Origin of the sequence: Anaerolinea thermolimosa, from assembly GCF_001050195.2 — a bacterium.
GTDB classification, from domain to species: Bacteria; Chloroflexota; Anaerolineae; order Anaerolineales; family Anaerolineaceae; genus Anaerolinea; species Anaerolinea thermolimosa.
In genome coordinates, this window is record NZ_DF967965.1 from 1,906,594 (window position 1) to 1,928,834 (window position 22,241).

At 51.2% G+C, this 22,241-nt stretch carries 16 protein-coding genes; 4 read left to right on the forward strand and 12 right to left on the reverse strand.

Annotation, left to right across the window (positions count from 1 at the left end; translation table 11 throughout):
• Positions 1–2: 2 nt before the first annotated feature.
• From ATHL_RS08620 to ATHL_RS08675, 12 genes are all read right to left on the reverse strand, one after another.
• Positions 3–1,196 (reverse strand): efflux RND transporter periplasmic adaptor subunit, encoded by a 1,194-nt coding sequence (locus ATHL_RS08620; protein WP_062192205.1) that lies wholly within the window; start codon positions 1,194–1,196, stop codon positions 3–5.
• A gap of 46 nt (positions 1,197–1,242) precedes the next feature.
• Entirely contained in the window at positions 1,243–1,662 is a 420-nt protein-coding gene (locus ATHL_RS08625; RefSeq protein WP_062192209.1) for a hypothetical protein, read from the reverse strand.
• Positions 1,663–1,672: 10 nt separating this feature from the next.
• Positions 1,673–3,244: a radical SAM protein gene (locus ATHL_RS08630; RefSeq protein ID WP_062192210.1), complete on the reverse strand. Its 1,572-nt coding sequence runs from the start codon at positions 3,242–3,244 to the stop codon at positions 1,673–1,675.
• Between the two features lie 119 nt (positions 3,245–3,363).
• Positions 3,364–4,377 (reverse strand): ABC transporter ATP-binding protein, encoded by a 1,014-nt coding sequence (locus tag ATHL_RS08635; RefSeq protein WP_062192213.1) that lies wholly within the window; start codon positions 4,375–4,377, stop codon positions 3,364–3,366.
• A 1-nt stretch (position 4,378) separates the two neighbouring features.
• A complete protein-coding gene (locus ATHL_RS08640; RefSeq protein WP_062192215.1) occupies positions 4,379–5,356 on the reverse strand; it encodes an ABC transporter ATP-binding protein in 978 nt (325 codons plus the stop codon).
• Positions 5,353–6,207, reverse strand: a complete 855-nt coding sequence (locus tag ATHL_RS08645; RefSeq protein WP_062192218.1) for an ABC transporter permease — start codon at positions 6,205–6,207, stop codon at positions 5,353–5,355. Before ATHL_RS08645 ends, ATHL_RS08640 begins: the two co-directional genes overlap by 4 nt.
• A 5-nt stretch (positions 6,208–6,212) precedes the next feature.
• On the reverse strand, positions 6,213–7,229 hold the full coding sequence (locus tag ATHL_RS08650) for an ABC transporter permease (protein WP_062192220.1): 1,017 nt from the start codon (positions 7,227–7,229) through the stop codon (positions 6,213–6,215).
• Between the two features lie 169 nt (positions 7,230–7,398).
• Complete coding sequence (locus ATHL_RS08655) at positions 7,399–9,267, reverse strand: ABC transporter substrate-binding protein (protein WP_062192223.1); 1,869 nt, start codon at positions 9,265–9,267, stop codon at positions 7,399–7,401.
• A gap of 353 nt (positions 9,268–9,620) precedes the next feature.
• A complete protein-coding gene (locus ATHL_RS08660) occupies positions 9,621–12,098 on the reverse strand; it encodes a hypothetical protein (protein ID WP_062192226.1) in 2,478 nt (825 codons plus the stop codon).
• A 222-nt stretch (positions 12,099–12,320) separates the two neighbouring features.
• Complete coding sequence (locus tag ATHL_RS08665; RefSeq protein WP_062192228.1) at positions 12,321–13,313, reverse strand: glycoside hydrolase family 5 protein; 993 nt, start codon at positions 13,311–13,313, stop codon at positions 12,321–12,323.
• A gap of 77 nt (positions 13,314–13,390) precedes the next feature.
• On the reverse strand, positions 13,391–13,879 hold the full coding sequence (locus tag ATHL_RS08670; RefSeq protein ID WP_062192231.1) for a response regulator: 489 nt from the start codon (positions 13,877–13,879) through the stop codon (positions 13,391–13,393).
• A 135-nt stretch (positions 13,880–14,014) separates the two neighbouring features.
• Positions 14,015–17,599, reverse strand: a complete 3,585-nt coding sequence (locus ATHL_RS08675; RefSeq protein WP_062192234.1) for an ATP-binding protein — start codon at positions 17,597–17,599, stop codon at positions 14,015–14,017.
• 170 nt (positions 17,600–17,769) lie between these two features.
• Between ATHL_RS08675 and ATHL_RS08680 the strand changes: the two genes are divergently transcribed.
• The 4 genes from ATHL_RS08680 (at position 17,770) to ATHL_RS08695 (ending at position 22,224) form a co-directional block, all read left to right on the forward strand.
• Positions 17,770–18,858, forward strand: coding sequence for a DUF362 domain-containing protein (locus ATHL_RS08680; RefSeq protein WP_062192235.1), 1,089 nt, complete (start codon positions 17,770–17,772; stop codon positions 18,856–18,858).
• Between the two features lie 96 nt (positions 18,859–18,954).
• Positions 18,955–19,980 (forward strand): zinc-dependent alcohol dehydrogenase family protein, encoded by a 1,026-nt coding sequence (locus ATHL_RS08685; RefSeq protein ID WP_062192238.1) that lies wholly within the window; start codon positions 18,955–18,957, stop codon positions 19,978–19,980.
• Between the two features lie 54 nt (positions 19,981–20,034).
• Positions 20,035–21,075: a sugar kinase gene (locus ATHL_RS08690; RefSeq protein ID WP_062192239.1), complete on the forward strand. Its 1,041-nt coding sequence runs from the start codon at positions 20,035–20,037 to the stop codon at positions 21,073–21,075.
• Positions 21,076–21,270: 195 nt separating this feature from the next.
• Positions 21,271–22,224, forward strand: coding sequence for an NAD-dependent epimerase/dehydratase family protein (locus ATHL_RS08695; protein ID WP_062192242.1), 954 nt, complete (start codon positions 21,271–21,273; stop codon positions 22,222–22,224).
• Positions 22,225–22,241 lie beyond the last annotated feature (17 nt).

The following is a 22,241-nucleotide window of genomic DNA, read 5'->3' on the forward strand; positions in this document are numbered from 1 at the left end:
CCCTATGGCCCCACAACTTTATCACCAGGTTTGAGATCGGCTACGATCTCCCATTTATCGGTGCCTTTCAAACCAATCTCATTAACTTCAACGCGACGCCTTTTTTCTCCATCCTGCACAATGACAAACCGCAGTCCTTTGTACTCTCGAATGGCAGAAGGCGGCAGAAGTAACGCTTTTTCTTTACGGCCAAGAATCACTTTAAGGAAAACTGTCCTCCCCACCTTTAAATCCTGTTGTTGGATTTCTTTCGGCAGGCTGAAGTAAAAATAATCGCCAGAACTGCGGGTAGTAGTGGCTTCTTTGTTGGTCGTCACCGGGAGGAAATTGGGTAAATAACTCACGGTATACCCTTTCTCATCCTTAGAGTCGAAATATAGATTCACCTCGATCTTATCGGTCATCTTGCTGGCCAGGTCAAAATCGTAGGGGCTGCGTACAATCAACTCCGATGGGTCTCCGACCACAAAGACCACAAAAAATGCATCCACCTGTTGCCCCGGACGAATGATCGCGCGCAATACCACGCAATCGAAAGGTGCCACGATCTGACGTTCGGCCAGTAACCCCTCCAGGCGTTCCACCGCCAGTTGACTGCGTTTAACCGCCTGTTCCATATACGGATTGGTGTTCTCCTGCACCAGTTTGAGGGCTGCTTCAGCCAGCGCCAGGTTTTCTTTAGCAATATTCAAATTGAGCAACGCTTTTTCTTTCTGGATACCCACCGCACGATCGTAATCAAGCTGGGCATCGGCTACGCGCATTTTCCAGATTGTTACTTCTGCAGTTGCTTTCTGAATGTCATATTCTCGCTGAGCCTTATCCTTGGCCAGGTTCGCCTGCGCTACCTCCAGGTCAATGCGCGCCTGTTGCAGCTGGTTGAGTAAATCATCCACCTGCATTTCCGCCAGCACCGTGCCTTTCTTTACCACGTCCCCCTGTTTCACCGACACTCGCGTCACAAAACCAGAAGCGCGGAAAAACAATTCTTCCTGTCTGGAGGGAACAATCTCACCCATGAGCTGCTTTTCTTCCACAATTGGCCCCTCTTCGACAGTAAAAATGGATTTTTCATAACTGGAAACGGGGGGTAATGGTGTTGGGGTTGGTGAACCTCCTGAACCCGGAGCACACGCTACCATAACGAACATGGCACAGAGAACGCTCACAATAACCCAGATTTTCGACTTCTCCATTCGATCTCCTCATTTCATTGGATTGAATCTGCCATAGGTTGAGGAATCAGCCCATTCCTGAAACAAACAGCACCTCTACCAGGGCGCCAATTCCAATCAAACTCATCCCGGTCAACCAGATTAACAGAGCTGCGTCATATCTTTTTTCGAGCTTCTCTCGAATTTCGAGATTGTTCTCCATCAGACGCCGCGCTTCGGCCGGGCTTCGCACCATACTGCTTACCCCGAACTCTTTTCCCGTAGACATTTGCGCCATCAGAATGATCAAAGCTACCATGTTCAGCGCAATTCCGGCCCACACCAACCGTTCACTGAAGGCCACCCAGGTAAATCCGCGAGTGAATAAAAAACTTACCCCTACCCCCCCAATGGCAATTCCAAGACTGATCGACAACCGTCGATACAGGTATCGCACCCCATCCTGAAATAACTCCAAAAGTACTTTAAGCAAATGCAAACGTGACATCTTTATAATTTTACCAGCTTGGTGGAATGGGCCACCAGCTGATTTCTTTTCCTGTCCTTTCGCGATCCCACCGATTGGCCATCGCTTCCACCGAGCGATCTCCCGGCTCATCGAGTACAAACCCACGGTAAAGGTCAGTTCGGGCTGCCGGATCGCTGAATTGGGTGTTGAAACAATAAAGATAATAATCTTTAAAGGATTTCATAGAAGATTGTATCCCAAATTTTTCGGCGTTCACATTCATTGGCGCCAGAGGGTCAATAGTATGCACCGTATTTAATATTTTCAAAAGTGAATTCGGGTAAAACTCATACACTGCCTGAGCCAGCTCAACCGTCTCTTCAAACGTTTCCCGGGTTTCTCCCGGAAGGTTTAGCGAGAAATACACAAACAAATAAATCCGATTGCGGCTTAAAACCTCCAGTAAATCGAATAGCTCCTGGTTGGAATAATGTTTCCCATTTAACCGCCGAACTTTCTCATTACCCGAAAGCGGACTCACGGCCAGGCAGGAATGTTCTCTGGGTACCGTTTTGGCAAATTCGTCAACAAAGGCTACATCGGGCATCTGGAAGAATTCATTGTAAATTCCAATCCTTACCCCGCTGTGGCGGATTCGATCAAACAATTCACGCCAGTAATCATCGCTGATTTCAGCAATATCGTACGTCATCGAAGCCTGAATCACCCCCATTTTTTCCAAACGGCTCAGGTCTTCCACCACCTTTTCAGGCGACCGCACCACCAGACCCACGCGGTTAGCCAGTCGTTTATGAGCTGACCGGCCACCTCCGCAATAGGAGCAATTGAACTTACAACCGCGCGCTGTTGTAATCCAACGGCCAAGGTAAGGAGATGTATCGATCTTCTCTCTTGCCTTTGCCAGGTCAGTTACGATGTATTCATGCACAAAATAGGCCCGATGATGTTCAAGAAAACTCAGGTCAACAAAATCCAGAGAATCCAGGTCTTCGCTTGTAGCAGTATAGGTGAGTGGGTTTTCAATGATCTCATTTTGGTCCCGATACGTCAGGTTTGGAATCTCCCTCAAATATGCCCGTAAAGCTTCCCGGTCCTGTACATCAAGCAATAATCGCACCAGAGAGGTTAATGGTTTTTCTGCATCTCCCCGTACAACGAAATCCACAACCTCAAATTGCTCCATAATTTCTCTGGCAAACCCTGAGGCAGACAACCCGCCAAGGATTGTCCAGGCTTCAGGGAGTGCTGCCTTCACGGCCCTGGCTGTATCCACAGCACCAAAGCAATGCTCGTACCAGTGCATATCAATCAGCACCACTTTAGCGCGTCGGTGCGAGGCCAGCCACTTTTTCAAATTAAAAGAGGGATTCAATTGAACTTCCAGTGGATGGCTCACACCGCGAACGGGAATTCCCTGTTGCCGTAAGAGGTTAACCAGAGCAGGCAATCCTACCGGTATGAGACCGTATGGGCGCCCCATGCCGCTATTCGCAGTAAAATTCAAACCCTGCTTGGATGGATGAACGTATAAAACTTCTACCTCGGCCTCAGGCTGACTCCCTTTTCCGGCGACCTTTTTGGTTCGCTGTTCTATCATCATACCGATATTCTCCCATAAACCATCCCCTCCGCAGCCACGGAGGGGATGGCAACCACAAACTGGCCTTCATTCAGTAAACCTCAATCACACCAGTTGAGCCACCCGCCAGCCCGGCAGCATCATTTCTTGATAAACAGCGTTCCCAGATCTTTCCGCTCCAGTTTATCATTACTTTGATACAGGAAACACGCTGCTACCTGTGATCCATTGGTGCGATAGAGCTCTGGCTTTTCTTTCCAGCACAGATCAAATGCATGAGGACAACGGTCCGCAAACCGGCAACCTGCCAGGACGGCCGTTCCGGCTCGTTTGGCTTCAGCAGCCTCACCCCATAGATGATTGGGATCTGGCCAGGGAATCGAATTCACCAGAAGTTGCGTATAAGGATGTTTCGGATCGCGGATCACCCGCTCCACATCCCCTGCTTCCATTACTCCACCCCGGTAAAGCACCACAATGTAATCACTGACATGATAGGCTGTCGTCAGGTCATGGGTAATGTAGAGGATGGGAATGCGCAGCTCCTGATTCATATCGCGGATATGCTGAAGCAGGGTCGCCCGCAACGAAGCATCCACCATCGAAACTGGTTCATCGGCGATCAACAGCTTGGGTTGCAAAATTAACGCCCGGGCTACCGCAATCCTCTGGCGTTGCCCACCGCTTAACTGGTGTGGATACCGCCCCAGGGTCTCTTCCGGCCGCAGCCCCACCCGGCGTAACGCACTTTCCATGAGTGCCTGGGTTTCATCCTTGGTCCTCGCCAGCCGGAAGTTCTTAATCGGGATGCTCAGCAGATTGTCCACCTTGTAAAAGGGGTTATATACCGCAAAAGGATCCTGGAAGACGGCCTGCACATTTCGCCGGTAATCCATCGTTTCCTGGCGTGACATCTTTTTCCAGATATCTTTGCCGTTATAGAGAATCTGTCCGGCTGATGGCTCATAGAAAGCCAGGATCAGCATCATCATCGTGGTCTTACCACTCCCCGATTCCCCGGCGATTGTGATGATGTGGGGGAAGTCCGAGTCCACCGCAAAACTGAAATCATCCAGGGCCACAGTTGCCTTGGGACTACCGATTGGACCTCCAAACACCTTGGTTACATTGCGCATTTCGATAATCGGGGCCATGTTAGTTCACTCCCTCGTAAAGGTGGCAGGCTACCCACCGACCGGGTTTAATTTCTCGGAACGGCGGCATCTTTTGAATGCACAATCCCTCAATCACTTTTGGACAGCGATCGTTGAAGGGGCAACCAGGTCCAGGGTTGATCACCGATGGAGGCACACCCGGAATGCCATTGAATACACCACGTTTCCCAAGCACCGGTAAGCTATTGATGAGCGCCTGTGTGTACGGGTGAAGAGGCTCGGCAAAGATATCACGAACATCTCCCACTTCCATGAGCTTCCCGGGATACATCACTGCAATTCGGTCCACGCTTTGTGCCATCAACCCCATATCATGACCAATTAAGATCATCGAGAGGTTCAGATTCTTCACCAGACGGGTGATCGTTTCCATCACCTGACGTTGAATCACCACATCCAGCGCACTGGTCGGCTCATCTGCGATGAGAACCTTCGGCCTCATTGAAATGGCAATGGCCACGCACACCCGTTGTTTCATACCACCCGAGAGCTCGTGTGGATACATGCGAGCCACCTTCTTGGGGAGCTCAACAATATCCAGCAGTTCTTCAACCTTCTGGTTGGCCTCCGACCGGCTCATTCGCACCCCATGATCGATCATTCCATCCAAAATCTGATCGCGGATACGCATCACCGGATTGAGTGAATTCATTGCACCCTGGGGGATCATTGCCAGCTCGCTCAATCGCACCCGGCGCATTTCTTCTTCACTCAACTTCAAAATGTCTACTCCATCGAGAAACAACTCACCCTCGATCGTGGCCGGAGGTCGTACCATACGCATCAACGCCAGGGCCATGGTGGTCTTTCCGGAGCCCGATTCTCCCACCAGACCGAGCTTAACCCCGGGTTCTATCGCCAGGGTAACTCCATCTACCGCTTTAACCGTCCCGGCCTTGACGTAGAAATACACTTTAAGATTGCGAATATCGATGACAGGTTTGACGTTCGTGTTCACGCTTTCCTCCGCGCTCTGGGATTGGCGATCTCATCCAGGCCAAAGGATGTCAACACCAGGGAAGTCAGCACAAGGACAATCACAATCACCGGCTCGATAATCCACCACCACATCCCCACCATGAAGGCCGAATAGTACTGCACATAATAGAGCGTCATTCCCATGGTCGGTTCACGGCGGCTACCGATCCCAAGCGCCTCCAGCCCCAGAGAAGACATGATTCCACCATAGACCGATTGCGATAGGCTCATGACCAGGAACGGCAACAGGTTCGGCACCAGTTCTTTCATCACGATTTCAAAGTTGCCCATCCCGTTTAATTTGGCCATCATCACGAAGGGGCGTTCACGCATTGACAGTACCTGAGCACGGATCGATCGCGCTGGCCCTGCCCAGGAGACGATGGCCACAATTAACCCCATTTCAGTCACCCCCAGTTTCACATTTCTGAATGTGGAAGCAACCAGTACCAGAATCAGAAACCCTGGAATGCTCATGTAAATGTCAATGAAGGAGGTGATGATCGTATCAATCATGGTGCCGCCATAGTAGCCAGCCACAAAGCCCAGCACAATCCCAACCGAAAGGCCAATGGCTCCAGCGATGGCACCAATTTGCAGGGTCATTCCGGTGCCCACTACCATCACTGCTAAAAGATCACGCCCCTGGCGGTCAGTACCGAAGGGATATTGCGGGTTGGGCGGCAGGTTGGCCGGCACTGATAGAGGGTAGGCATGTTGCGGGTTGACGAACAATCTCCCTACTGAGGTAAAAAGGAGCAGGAAGATTAGAATACCGATGCCAGCCCCAAAGGCCGGATTCCGTTTGACGTAAGCGAAGAATCCCCTCATCTCACTCACCCTCTCTGTCCACGGTAAGCGATACGCGGATCAAGCAGTGGATAAATCATATCCATGATAAAGGTCGCCAGTGCGATGCTCACGACCATGATCAGACAAATGCCGTATAGCAAGAAGTAGTCGAAGGTACTGATCGCGGTGCTGAGCGTACTCCCAATACCTGAGTAGTTGAAGAACGTCTCAGTTACTGCGGCACCGGTGATGATGAACCCGAGCCGTAACGCCAGCCCTGTTAGAGAAGGCAGCAAGGCATTACGCATGAGGTAGCGGAAGAAAATACGGCTATTCTTCAACCCTTTGGCTTCGGCAAAAGTGGCATAATCTTCCCCTTCGACGGTCACCATCATTGCTCGCATTCCCAGCGCCCAACCCGAAGCTTCCACGATGACCACAGATAGAATGGGCAGTACTGCATGATAGGCATATTTGGCCAGGAAAGCCGGGTTGCTCCAGTCCTCAATCATCGTCTTCGGGTATGGATCGCCCAGAGGGAAAAGTTTGGCCCGAAATGCCACAAAATAAATCAATACCAATGCCACCAGGAATTGTGGAACAGATGAAAAAACCATTAACGGGGGGACAACAATGGCACTGATCCACTTGGGAGTTTTATTCCACCCCAGTAATGCTCCAAGGAGAATCCCCGTTACGAATGCAATGAAGATAGCCACCGACAAAAATGGCAGGGTCAATCTTCCTCGGGCGATAATAATTTCCATTACCGTTCGGGGATATGAGTTAATCGAGTAACCAAAATCTAGCCGAGCGACCGAAGACATATAAGATAAATATTGTTGCCAGAGAGGCTTATCCAGACCGAATAGATCGTTGTACTTTCTCCACATCTGTTCGGCGTCTTCCGGTTTTCGGCCTGCACTCGCTATTTGTTGCATGAGTTGCTCTTTGATAGGATCACGTCCGGTCAGGCGGGGCAAGACAAAGTTAATCGTCGCCGCCGTCCAGATGACCATAAACACAAAGAACACCCGACGAATTACATAACTTAACCTCATGGAAAACCTCCCACACCCACGATAGCTATATCCCTAATTGTTAATATTTCTGGCCAAGAATACTCATCGTATGGAAAAACCCTGCCAGGGGGCCTTGGGTATCGGCCCCCTGGCGACGTCTCATTCCATTACAGGACGAATACTCATCAATCCCAGCCGGATGAGGAGGTTATGCGTTGGTGGCCTTCAGGCCGAGTACCACCTGCAGCATGGTGAGATGCCACAGAGCGGAGTTCATGTAGGGGTTCTCTTCAGTCGGCCAGTTCGTCCAGTAGGTGGTGTTGACCGGGATACGATGGAACCACTGAACCAGCGGGCAGTCCGGCAGTTCGCGGTACCAGATCTCCATCGCCTTGCGGAAGAGCTCCTTCATCTTCGGATCGTCCATGGCTGTGTTGTTCATCTCATCTGTGATGGCGGTGAACTCATCATTGTACCAGCGGGTGATGTTCCCCCAGCTCTGCTGCCCCATAGGGAGGGCATTTTCTTTGCGGTAGAGCATGAAAGTGTCCCACGGGTCAATCGTCGCGCCACCATGGCCGAAGAGGAAGAGTGAGGCACGCCCATCTACCTTTGCCGCCCATACATCCTGCGGGGCTTTGTGCTCGCATTGGAAGCCCGCCGCGCGTAATTGCTCAGCAATTACAGGAGCCAGATCGGCAAACAGCGGTACACCAGCATAAAGATCAGCGTCGGGGCGCACACCCTGAGCATCGACCCAGAAGCCTTCCGCATCCTTGGTGAAGCCGGCTTCGGTCATCAACTGAGCACTCTTCTCCAGGTTGTACTCAAGGACATTGTACTTTTCAGTAATATCCTTGATGCTATCCATGTACTCGTTCAGCTTGGCGAATTCAGGGAAGGGTGAGTAAGCCACCTTTCCGATACCACCCCAACCTACATCCACCACCTGCTGCTGGTTAATCGCATAGGCGATCGCCCAGCGCACCTTCGGGTTATCGAATGGGGGTTTCGCGGTGCAGAACTGAACCGAAATCGGCCACCAGTCCGTATAGCCGAAGGGGGGTTTCTTTGTCCAGGAAATGATGTGATCTGACTGCGCCAGCAGGCTGGTAATCATCAAGGGGCGCATATCCAGCGGTTGGTCAATTTCGTTATTGATCAACTGCTGAGCGGCCAGCGTGTCATTCTGGAACGGAATCCACAGCAGGCGTTCCACGTCCGGATATTTCTCGACAAAACCGGTTTCAACGGCCCACCAGGTGGGGCGCAGGTCAAAGTAGGTTGTCTGATCCGTCGAATTGCTCACCCCGTAGGGGCCGGTGGTTACAGGCCAGGCCTTCTCTTTATCGAAGAATTTGAAGGAGACAAGCTGGTCTTCCGGAACATCCTTGAAGATATGCTGTGGCAGAATGGCGGTATCATCACCCAGATCAAAGCGGAAGGTCAGGCTCTTGAAGAAGAAGCGCCAGTCAGTCTGATTCAGCTTGATCTTGATGGTATTGTCATCCACGACCTCGGTGCTGTTCAATTCCGTCTTGTAGGTGGAAGACCGCGGCAGGCCATCGACTCGCTTGAGCAAATCCATCGAGAATGCCACATCTTTGGCGGTGAAGGGAGTGCCGTCACTCCATTTGATGCCCTTGCGGAAGGTGATCGTGCACTCTGTGGCATCATCGTTGTATTTGTAGCTTTCGGCCAGCCACATGTAGGTTTTATCGGCATGGGCTGCATAGAAAGCGCACGGTTCCCACAGAATGGCGTAACCAAGTTGATGGTTGTAACCACTCACCAGCGGGCTGCACAGCTCGGGTGCAGCGGCACCGTAAGAATAGATCAGGGTCTTATTTCGGGGCACTTCTCCAAGAGGCCAGGTTCGAACGACTTCTGGAGCCTTGGTGGGCTCTTCGGCCTTACCAGTCTCCGGGGCTTTGGTGGGCTCTGCAGGTTTGGTGGGCTGTTCCTGAGCAGGAGCGGTTGTAGGCGTAGCCGTGGTTGGCTGGCAGGCTGTCAGGACGGCACCGGCAGCCACCGCACCAGACACAAACAGGAATTCCCGACGAGAAATCTTTGACATTTTCTTCTCCTTTTACACATGCGCTATAGAAGGATGGATTGCATAAATGAAATTTATCCAGATTGAGCAGATTGTACTTCTGACAGAGCGCCTCCTTTCTCTTGCGTTCCGCTGAATGAGAAGGGTAACACGGGCAATAGTGTTCTCACCTCTTTCTCGACGGGTTGTGTCGAGCCAATCTGGATTCGGTTGTGATGACATCATTGCTGGGAGAACACCTGTTTTTTTATAGCATAGCTATTTAAGCACGGCAATATACGTTTGATACTCTTTCATGTAATTTTGTAGCCTTTCTTTCGTTCAATTTTCGTAGTTATTACGTTTTAGCGCTGCAAAATTAACAACCAGCACCTTTATTCGAAATTTAACCGCAGGATCATTCCTTCATATTGAATATCGATCATGCCCGCTCCTTGTTGAGCAGTACAGTAGCGGTTTTCAATTAAGTAATCTCCATAAAGAGGCTGAGCAACCCCATTCACCAGGAGATCACCCTCCCAGCCAAACGATATCTCATCACCAGTCGGTGCATAAAAGCTTACCCCCAGACCATTTCGCCATTCCAAACGGCCTTTGAGGGTCTTTTTCTGGAAACCTCGAAAGTCCTGGAAGTCCGCTTTACGTCCCAGCACACATATCCACATATTTTCGACGCCATGCGAACGTAACTCTCGATACGCTCCTCTTCCATGGCGGATCAATTCAATACCCTGCCTGGCTGTGATCGCCAGGTATCCATCACCTTTGCGAGCAAAAGCCCATCCTCCCTCAAAGCGTGTTTCATCAAACTCACTCACCGGGAAATAAGCATGAGTCCAGGGCATCCAGTCATCTTCGGGCAGGCGATAAGCCGCAAAAAGGATGTTCTGGTATTGAGCCACTCTGGGTAATACCCCATTACCCAGCCAGAACCCTGGACGATGAGCATCATCGTCATACGCACTGGCCGGATGGTTGGTGTACACAATCGCTTCACTTCCCAGAACCGCCTGCCAGACCCGCTCGGCATTTCCAGGGTCTCCAGGACGGTAATCCTGCACAGAAGAAAGAGTGTAATCAGGAGTTCGATACATCAGAAGGTGAGCAGTCTTCCCATTCTCGTCGTGGCCTTCTCGTGAAAGAATCGTCTCCTCTGTCCTGACAGCTAAATCGGCAAAGAAAGATGGGAACTCATATTCCGAGCAGGCCAGGCTGACCACTCCCATAATGTGTTGCTGTAACACACCCATACCCCAGAGAAGATACTGGACACCTGAGATGGCCTGAAGCTGGCCACTCTTCAGAGCCCATACACTGGTGTTCTGCGCCGGTAAAGCCAATACACCATGATGCTGGTGAAGCGCCAGCGAAAAGAGAATTCGATCCAGGAGCACCGCAGACAACTCCGCCAGATTCTCATTCTCTGCCAGGCCAACCAGGTGAGACAGAAGGACAATCCATCGCTCAAGAGCAACATCACTCCCCCATTCCGCAAACCCATGTTTTCCTTTTTCTCTTAGAAGAGTTAGCAAGGAGGATTCGCCTCTCTCCCGTACCGACTTTCCACTCTCGCCTGAAGCAAAGGCACCCTCTGGCCACAATTGCCCTGCCAGCACCGCACAAGCCTGACGCGCTGCCCAATAACTTTCGCCAGAGATCTCCTTGTCAGAATAAGGGAAGCTGAATGCAACCGTAGAAAGTCTATCTGTAAAGGCTTGCGGAAAATCAATCTTTTCCCGGTATCTTTTAACCATCCCGAGCAGCCCAAGGAAGGTCAGTTCACTCCCTTCGACCCCCAATGCAACCTCTTCACAGGCCTGCTGAACGGCTTTCCAGTCTACCTCATCCACCCTTCCCAGTTCAAGGCGGGCAATTTCAGCAAAGAGATGGGGACTGCGCCGGGCAGCATCTTCCAGGGCTTCCTTACGCCGCGTGGAATAATCTCCCTTCGGAGCATCACTATATGCATTATCCAGGATATACAGGGGAATTTCGGCCTGATATCGGAGCCCCATATCGTAATACTCGCGGTTGGGCGCACGCAATACCACGCGGTACGGGCGTTCAAAAATACGAATCGGGTGACCAATATCCACCTTCTCCTCGGGATGAATCTCTGCACTACCCTCCACATAAATCCGCTCTTCGGTATCTTGAATCTGGTAGGCAAAGCGCAAATCCGCCGGGGCGTCTTCTGCCCAGCCAAGATGAATGCGTGTACCGCGATAGCTAATGGGTGATTCCAGGTAGGCTTTTTCAAAAGCCTCTTCCAGCGTCTGTTGACGTTTGGGGTATTTCGCCTGGGTTTTCAACCGAATGATTCCCTCAGGAGCGCTTCCCTCAGAGGATTCGAGATCCAGCCTCACAGCCATGGCATGGGCATACAGGCCGGAAGAAATCCATTCCATACGAACCAGTAAATCATTGGATTGTTCCAACTGCACTGGAATACGCTGACCCCTGTATGCTGAGTTATCGGTCCTTCCAAGCCATTGCCCATTCCACCACACTGTGACAGGTACGTCCGAATAAATGGTCAGTCCACCTTCTCCTCCTTGAGAGAATTCCAGGTGGGTATACGCCCACAGGAACCCTTCCTCAGCCCTCGCAGAGCGATGAGTCACGTCTACCCGATGGTCTTCCAGGCACCGAAAATAACGCCAGCGTCCTTCAAATTCACCCACCCGCATTGTTGCTCGGTCTGCAATATCTTCTGGATGCGGTAAACCAGATACCTGATTTTCCTCAGATGGCCATGTCACCTCGGTGACCGGCTTTGTAAAAGGCCCGGCTACCAACCAGTGATGAATAAAACCACCCTTCAAAGCGTATTCTAAATTTTGGAAAGCCATTGCGACAAATCACTCCTCTTCTCTGCGACTTGGTACCTCATTAATAAAAGAGCCCTCTTCTATTAATCGAAGGGTACTTTACCCCCACCCTTCTGCCGGCAAGACTCTATCCACCTTCCCTGAGCCTTGAAGTGAGAGCGAATAGAGCCTTTCAGCTAATCGGCCAGGGCAAAAACCGGGCAAACTGGGGTTTAGAAAGCTGACCCCAAACACAACCTGCCGTTAAAAAGATTGTAGCAGCGTTAACAATTTTCGGTCCAACGCGTGACCATGCCAGTCCTCATAGGCTACATCGCTGCGTTCCGAATCCAGCACGCCAAAAGGCCCGCGGAAGTTCCATAATGCATATCCGATGTTACTCGCGGTGAGAATTTCCAGTACATCGCGGAACCAGGCCAGGAAAGCATGGTGAGGAGTATAGCAATACGCCCCGCCTTCTCCACAATGAACCCCCACCCCACGCTCCGCCAGATCAATCCAGGGTTGATAAAATGCTTCCAGAGAAGTCCGATCCCACGGTTTTCCATCCTGAAGGGCGCCCGGCCATGTGGGTTCGGGCCAGTCCTCTCCTCCGACCCAGCTCGCTTTATAATGGCTGATCCCCATGGGTGCATAAGCCCTGCAACTCTGGGCTACTCCCAGATCTACTAAATCTGTCAACGGTTCAGTCCCCCAGCTCAAACCATCCAGAATAATCAAACGCTCTGCATCCACTTCACGGATGGCTGCAACTGCGCGTCGCATGACCCGGGCGTGATCTTCACGAGTCATCACGGCTGGGTCCGGGCGGGTAGGTTCATTCACCAGGTTAAAACTCAACCGCTCGGATGGAATCCCTTGATAACGTCTGGCAAAGGTCGTCCAATGAAACAGAAAAGCCTCAACAGCTTCCTCATCTTTCCATAAGTTAAAAGGCTCTTTTCGTTCAGGGTTAACCGAAAAACCCGGCGCACGGTGAAAATTTAAGCACACATGGATACCGTATTTTTCACCCAGTCTCACCACCCGGTCTACCTTTTCCAGCATGGCTTCTTTCAACCGGTAAACATCCTCTCCTTCAATCCAGAGGGTATAACAGGCAGGAATACGTACAAAATTAAAGCCCCACTCAGAAATCCAGCGGAAATCATCTTCCTGAAAATCACCACTGCTTTGCGTGGTAAACATCTCCAGGAGATTAAAACCCCGCCATCGTGGTAATACACTCTGTGCCATTGCCTTTCCTCCTCATAAAATACTCACGCACGAGAGATCATCCCCCGTGAGTGAGCGTCATTTATTGCCAGGGCTTTTCATTTCCCGGCTTTCCGGGATTCACCGGATGCCTGCCCTTTTCCTGAATGATCTACGCTTTGCATCCGGGTTGATCGATTTGCCGCTTGTAATTGATCCCGGCCTTCCGAGCCACGAACCTGATAATGCACCCCCGCTTTAGCAAGCGCATCTACAAATGCTTCATAGGTGATCGGCTCTTGTAAATAACCGGTAATATCTCCAATGATATCGTCCAACCGCTCCTGCGCTCTCCAGGAAAAGGCGAACACAGGTATTTGAGCCGTGGCAGAATTCCGCTTAAGTAATTTGAGGACTTCTTGCCCCATTACCTGACCCGGAAGATCGATCTGCAAAAAAACAATCGCTGGTTTCTCCTGGAGAGCTAACGGTAATACATCTTGCCCTTCAAACGCCTGAACCACGCGGACACCACTTTCTTCGGAAAAAATCCGCAATAGTTGGATAAACCAGGGATCGTGGGCAGCGATCAGGCAGGTATGGGGCATACAACTCGGCTAGCCGATGGCAAGAACCATCTTTTCCAGATAGAGAATGTCACGCACCGCTTTATTTTTACCTGCTTTTTCCTCAAGTGTCATACACTGAGGAAACCAAACTGTGCACTTTTGTAACCTGTTATTTCAGGAAAGATCTTTGAACGGATGGCGCATATAGGCGGTAGGGGTCTGACCGGTCTCCTGTTGAAAAATCCGGCTGAAGTAAGACTGGCTGGAAAAGCCCACCTCGAGAGCCACCTGGGTGACCGAAAACCGCCCTTCGGAAAGTAATTTTTTCGCCTGATGAATCCGATATCGTCCAAGATAGGTCATCGGCCCAATGCCAACCTCTTTATGGAAACACCGCGAGAGATATTGCTCATTAACATTCAAATAACCTGCGATGTCTGCCCGGGAAATCGGCTCTTTATAATGCTCGTGAATATAAACCATGGCTTGCCGCACCAACCGCTGGCCTTCACTCACCGATTTCATGCTTTGCGTTAGAGCATGCTCGATACGCTGTATGATCTCCTGGCGTCGAAATACCCCTTTCGATAATACTGTGGCTACCCCTTTGTTCAATCGTTTCATGTCCTCTCTGGTTAAAACCTGCGCGGTAAGAACAATCACCGGAATGGAACAAAGAGATGGGTCTTCCTGCATTCTTTGAATCACATTGAAACCATCCACTTCAGGCATCATTAGATCCAGTAAGACCAGATCAGGGTGTTCTCTGCGCATGATCTCCAGCCCTTTTTTCCCTTCCGAGGCTGTCAGAACCTGAGCATCCGGAAGTTCGGTCTCAATCAATTCCGCATGGAGCTTGAGAATACCGGGCTCATCATCGACCACCAGGATCACTTTTTGCCGATCGTGATGCCCTCCCTTCAGCCCGTAGCGCTCCAGGGCTCTGACCAGCTGATCGGCATCCAGCGGTTTCAACATAAAATCTAACGTCAAAACTGACCCGGCATCGCTTTCGGCAAAGAGTTTATAAAAGAGCACCGGCACATCCTGGGTGGCAGAATTTTCTTTTAAGCCCTTAATCAATTTCCATCCAAGTTCTGCATCGGGTGCAAGATCGAGTACCACAGCCCCAGGCGGAGACATAGAGAGGGATTCCACCAGCAATGGCACTGGAGAAAGGGGGCGCACATCGATGTCAAAACCATTCCGCTTGAGATATTTAATCAAATCGTGGGATTCATCAGGCCGATCAGTGAGAATAATAACCTGACCTTCGCGGGAAGAGGGCAGCGTCAGCGATGGCGCCGCAGTCTCTGACATCGCTGGCAGAGTTATATGGAAGGTAGATCCACTCCCTTCCTGTCCATTCGATTCGACCCAGATTTTTCCCCCGTGCATTTCCACCAGCTTTCGGGTAATCGCCAACCCCAAACCGATCCCTCCGTACCCGCGCACCATTGTCCGATTGGTCTGGTGGAATTCGTCGAAAATGGCGCGCTGCTCTTCTGGTGCAATGCCCAGCCCGGTATCGCTGACTGCTATGTGAATCTGGCTCTCTTCTTGCGCAGCCGAAAGACGAATATACCCATGGGCAGTAAATTTCACCGCATTACTCAACAGGTTGAGAAGCACCTGCCGCAGACGCGTTTTATCTCCCCAAACCTGAGGGAGTGGCCTTTCCAGATCAGTTATAAACTCAAGATTCTTCTGTTCTGCCAGCTGACGCCCCATCACGGCAACATCTTCCAGCACCTGAATCATGTCTACCGGTTGGTGAATAATATTCATCTGCCCTACCTGACTGCTGGCCAAGTCAAGAACATCGCGAATCAAACGATCAAGATGTTGCCCACTGACATAAATTTGTTCGAGGTAACGTGAAAGAATCGCCAGTGACTTTCGCCTTCCCCTCGACTGCTGGCGCATGGCCATTTCACTCAACCCGACAATTAAGTTGATGGGAGTGCGTAACTCATGGCTCACCATCGACAGGAAACGGCTCTTCAACTGGTTAGCCTCTTCAGCCGCACGTACTGCTTCATGCAACTGCAATCGTAACTGAAAGTTATGGATAGCGCTGGAAATCTCACCCTTTAAAGCATTGAAAAGATCGCTTGATACCGGATCAACAGGGGGTTGAGAGGCAATTACAAGATACCCAAGCTGTTCAGCACCCAGATGAAGAGCCTCCATGATCAAGCACGTTTCTTCCTCAATCTCTTTCATGCAGGATGGTGGCAGGATCGTCTCCAGAGAGAAAACCATCTCTTCTGGCGGCACTTTAACTCGTCCCCCTTTTCGGTATCCAAAGAAAAGTCGCCCTTTTTCCTTTTCTTCCGGTTGATTTTCATAAAGCACAAGGAACAGGCTCTCAAAGTTTAGTTTCACCAACCCTGCTTCCAGGGCGGAAAGAAAGTCTTCCTCGTTCATGGCCACCAATAAATGAGCAACCATCTCGCGCACCAGGTTGACGCTCCGCGTCGAATGCCAGTTTCGGTGGACCTCCGCGCGAATAGCCAGCGTTCCAACCAGTATGCGAGCCTGTTGGGTTCGATCCTCAAAGCAAAAACGCTGTTCAGGGTTAAGATGCGGTAATACATACCGACGCAGGATCGAAATGGCTTCGTTCCAACGGTTAATATTGACTCCTTCGTCAATGGCCTGCTGTAAAAGAGACTGCAGGCTGTTCAGGAACAACCGCGAGCGTTCTTGAACATAGGCACCACCCTGTTCACAGGGTCGCAATTCATCCGTGAGAATATGAAAAAGTCGTTCCGCCCATTCCATAGCATGGTTTTCGAGGGGAGTTCCCATACTTCTGGCCATTTGAGCCAGTAAATCCTCGTAACCATCTAAAAATAGTTCTTCCAGCGATTGCCGGGATACTGTAAACGAATCGACCATCGCCGACTCCGCCAGGGGTTCAAGACAGCCGCAGGAACTGCGCAGAACCAGTTGCATGGGTAGAGTAACAATGTTCCCCCCCGGGCGCCCTAAAAGCTGGTCGTAGAGCAACTCCACCGCAGTACGCCCCATTCTGCGGAAGGGTAAGCGCATCGTTGTAAGCGCCGGCATGGCACTGCGTGCCTCATGCCCATCGTTGAAACCAACCACGGCTACATCTTCCGCAATCCGGATTCCCCGCCTTCGTAATGCCTCGACAATCTCGATGGCATTAAAATCAGAATGGGCCACTACAGCAGTGTAGTCTATCCCGGGGATCATCCCCCGACGGTCAAGTTGTTCGAGCGTACCCACCAGAGACGGATCGAAATAACCGTATTCCTGCATCACCTGCTCAAACGCCGCACGTCTGACTGACATGACCGGATTTTCTGGTAGAGAAACAAAGGCTATCCGGCTATGTCCGTGACGCACAACCAGGTGTTGGACCAGGTCTCGCATCCCCTGTAAGTTATCCACCAGAACCGCTGAGACACCCGGCAATCGTTGTTCAATTAAAACCACCGGCAATGGGGAGAATTTTTCAAGATATTGATAAACTTCATCTTCCGTAGCATTAAAGTTTAAGAAGGAATGCCAGGCAATGATCCCGGCCACGTTATTTTTCCCGATCCGTTCATACAACGCTGCCTGAGGAGATGCTGAAAAATCATCTCCAGCCACATAAAGCAGGCGCAGGCCCAGGGTTTTTACCCCTTCCATAACCCCCCGCCAGAGGTTCCATTTCTCCTGGCTATAAGGCCCACCCAGAGAACTGCCAAAAAAAGCGATCGTTGGGCGTTTTACAGTTTGCATGGGGCGAACATCAATTCAGTAAGAAAATGGGAATACATACAAAAATCGCTAACTTTCAATGAACGCAATTATACAGACAAACCCGTCAGATAGGGTATATTTGTCACTTCATCCCCCCTCTAATTCGTGCTACAATTTTCCAAAAGTTTTCTTTGCCACTGGAGGTATGGATGAATTACAGGAGAAAATACCACACTCTTACCCGGCGTGAGTTCTTGCAGAGCCTTGGGTTAGCCGCCGCAGGGCTTGCACTGGCAGGATGCCAGCCAGGCTCGCAACCGCAGGGAAACCAATCTCCTATCGTGGCAATTGGAAAAGCCAAAACTTACGAACCAAAACTGGTACGGAATCAACTGGAAAAAATGCTGGATAGCATCGGTGGTATTGCCGATGTCCTGGCTCACGGGAATCGCGTGGCCATTAAGACAAACCTGACGGGTGGGTTAAGCTCCAAACCACTTCCAGGAACCACCGAAATAGAAACCTATCTGACGCACCCCGAGGTGGTCAAGGCCATGGTCGAACTTCTTCGTGATGCGGGAGCCAAAGATATTTTTATTGTCGAAGCGGTTTATGAAAAAGAGTCCTGGCCGGCTTATGGTTACACCGAGATGGCCAAGCAGGTTGGTGCCACCCTCGTAGACTTGAATTATCCTGAACCGTATCCGGATTTCACCGAAACATCTCCCGGAAGTAATCCTTTCATCTACGAAAAGTTTCTCTTCAACCCCATTCTGAACGAAGTGGATGCCTTTGTCTCCATTTCTAAGATGAAATGCCATAACTCTCTGGGGGTAACCCACACCATGAAAAACCTGGTTGGCCTGGTGCCCTTCCGCTCTTACCGGCTGAACACCACAGATAATTACCGTTCTGCTTTTCACGGTAAGCCTGCCGAAATGCGCAAACGCCTGCCGCGAGTGGTCATGGACCTTAACCGCGCCCGCCCGGTCAACCTGGGGATCATCGACGGCATCATGACCGTTGAAGGAGGAGAAGGCCCCTGGATCACCGCCATGACCCCCATTCAACCGGGTCTCCTGTTTGCCGGTAAGGATCCGGTGGCTACCGACGCAGTGGCAACAGCCGCAATGGGGTTTGACCCCACCGCAGAATACCCCAATGAACCCTTTGTGAACGGTGAAAACCACCTCAACCTTGCTGCCAGCCTCGGGCTTGGCACCAACCATCTGGATCAGATCAAAGTCGTCGGCGCGAAAATCGAAGAAGTGATGATGAAATTTGCCGTGAGCTATTAGATTCTACTCCTCCGCTCCGCATGCAAAGCTCTGAGGAAGATCGCCCCCTCAGGGCTTTTTTGAAAGATCATCTTCATCTTACCGGGAGAGACGCGTATGAAAGCCATGGTTTTGACTGAAATCGGCGACCTGAGCACAAACCCCTCCCCCCTTTCCTTACAGGACCTGCCTCTTCCTCCGCTGAAACCGGATGAGGTGTTGATCAAAGTATCCGTATGCGGGGTTTGTCATACAGAACTGGATGAGATCGAAGGCCGCACCCCGCCAGCCTTTTTACCCATCGTACCCGGGCATCAAGTGGTAGGCACGGTAATCGATCGTGGGTCTGAGGCTCATACCCCCATCGGAACCCGGGTGGGAGTGGCCTGGATTTTTGACTCCTGTGGAGAGTGTATCTATTGCCTGTCAGGAAGGGAAAACCTTTGTCCACAATTCCGGGCAACGGGGCGCGATGCTCATGGAGGGTATGCTGAAACCATGATTGCCCGTGAAGCCTTTATTCATACCATTCCTGAGAACCTGAGCGATTCCGCCGCCGCTCCCATGCTGTGTGCAGGTGCCATTGGCTACCGTTCTCTCCGACTGGCTGAGGTTTCCTCTGGAAAGGTACTTGGACTGGCAGGTTTTGGCGCTTCAGCCCATCTGGTACTCAAGCTGGTTCGTTATCGGTGGCCCGATGTACGTGTCATCGTATTCGCCCGCAATCCTGCTGAACAGGAATTTGCCCGCTCCCTGGGGGCGGTCTGGGCTGGCGGTTTTTCAGATCTTCCACCCGAACCAGTGGACAGCATCATCGATACCACCCCCGTTTGGAAACCCGTTGTATCCGTTCTTCCTCATCTCAAGCCAGGAGGGCGGCTGGTCATCAACGCGATTCGTAAAGAAAATACTGATCGCTCAGCTTTACTTGACCTGGATTATGCTTGCCACCTCTGGATGGAAAAAGAAATAAAAAGCGTGGCCAATGTAACCCGCACCGATGTGCGCGAGTTTCTCAAACTGGCGGCAGAAGCCTCCATTGTGCCAGAAATTCGAGAATTCTCCCTGGCTGATGCCAACCACGCCCTGCAAGAAATGAAACAGGGAGGCGTTCCCGGTGCAAAAGTATTACGTATTGGCTAAAAGAATTTCCAGGTTCGGTTAAAATCAACTCATCTCAAAAACGGGAGGGTATTCATGACCACTACAGTCGTAACCTTTGGTGAAATTATGTTGCGGCTTCAGCCGCCCTCTTTCCAACGCTTTATTCAGGCGCGCTCTCTGGATGTGATTTACGGAGGCGGCGAAGCCAACGTTGCAGTTACCCTGGCGAATTTTGGCGCCCGCGCCCGGTTTGTCACCCGCTTGCCCGCTCATGATATTGGTGAAGCCTGTCTGGCTTATCTGCGCCAATTCAATGTCGATTGTTCGCATATCATTCGCGGTGGTGACCGGCTTGGGATTTACTTCATTGAGGCCGGAGCGGCACAACGTGGTTCAAAAGTGATTTACGATCGCGCCAATTCAAGCTTTGCCACTATCAAGCCTGGAATGATCAACTGGGGCTCGGTGTTTACTGATGTTGACTGGTTCCACTTTACCGGTATCACCCCGGCTGTATCTCAGGGGGCCGCAGAAACCTGCCTTGAGGCGGTAAAGGCCGCCAAGGCCCAGGGGATCACGATTTCTTGCGACTTAAATTATCGAAAGAACCTCTGGAAGTGGGGTAAAACCGCCAGCGAAGTCATGCCAGAACTGGTGGAGAATTGCGACATCGCCATCGGGAACGAAGAAGACGCCGAGAAAGTTTTCGGCATCAAAGCCCCGGAAGTAGATGTTCAGGCAGGGAAAGTGTCTGCTGAATCTTACCAGTATGTGGCAGAGAAGCTCGCCGAACGCTTCCCCAACCTGAAAACCATCGCCATCACCCTGCGTGGATCGCGTTCAGCCAGCCACAACACCTGGTCAGGCGTCCTCTGGCAGCGCAATGGGGGATTCTTTACCGCCCCCACGTTTGACATACTTCCCATCATTGATCGCGTGGGTGGAGGAGATGCCTTTGCAGGTGGGTTAATCTACGCATTACGCGAGAAATCCTCCGATCCTGCTTATGCTCTTCGTTTTGCTGTGGCGGCTTCTTGCCTCAAACACAGCATCATCGGCGATTTCAACCTGGTGAGCAAGTCGGAGGTTGAAGCTATCCTGGCTGGTGATACATCAGGGCGGGTCTCTCGATAACCCCCCTTTCCTGACAGAACCCCTTACCCCTGAAGCGATTTGCTTCAGGGGTTTTTTAACCCTTCCTTCACGAGGCTCGTTCTAAAAATTCATGCTAACATCATTCTGAGAACGTTCAACTTTTTTAGTAGCCACTTGACCTGTAAATTTGGAATCGATCTCATTTTATCCTCTCCGATAATCTGGAGGTGCAAAATGCGCATTGTTATTATTGGAGGAACAGGGCATATCGGTACATACCTGGTACCGCGCCTGGTCAGAAGCGGCCATGAGGTCATCGTGATTACACGCGGGCAGAGTCAGCCATACCAGCTTCACGAAGCCTGGCACGATGTCCGGAAGGTGACACTCGATCGCACTGCCACCGAAGCGGATGGAAGCTTTGGCCCAACTATCCGCTCACTGAAACCTGATGTGGTCATGGATCTGCTTTGCTTTACACCTGAAAGTGCGCGTCACCTGGTTGACTCTCTTCGGGGTCACATCCAGTTACTGGTTCACTGCGGAACGGTCTGGGTGCGCGGATATGGGAGTGAAGTTCCTGCCACTGAAGACCACCCTCGCAACCCCCTTACCGAATACGGTTCCAGGAAAAACCAGATCGAAGCATTACTGTTGGAGCAGGCCCGAATTCACGGCTTCCCCGCCAGCATCCTCCATCCTGGCCACATCGTTGGGCCTGGCTGGGTGCCTGTTGGGCCAACCGCCTGCCACGACCCTGCGGCTATTGGCCGTCTGTTGCGCGGTGAAGAGGTGGTACTGCCTCATCTCGGCATGGAGACACTTCATCATGTCCATGCGGATGATGTGGCTCAGGCATTTGAAAAAACCATATCTCACTGGCGAAATGCTGTGGGCGAAAGCTTCTTTGTGGTCTCTCCTGCCGCTCTGACCCTGCGTGGGTTTGCTGAGTCGCTGGCAGCGCGTTTCCAGATTCAACCCAATCTCCGCTTCGCCTCGCTGGAAGAGTGGCTGAAAACCATTCCAGAAGAATTCCACGAGAGTGCACTGGCCCACATTCGTCACAGTTCCAATTGCTCAATCGAAAAAGCCCGCAAATTACTGGATTATCAGCCCCGTTATTCATCTCTGGATGCTGTCGAAGAATCGGTACGCTGGCTGATCGAACACGGTCAAATCTGCATGTAATCCACAGGGAGGTTCTC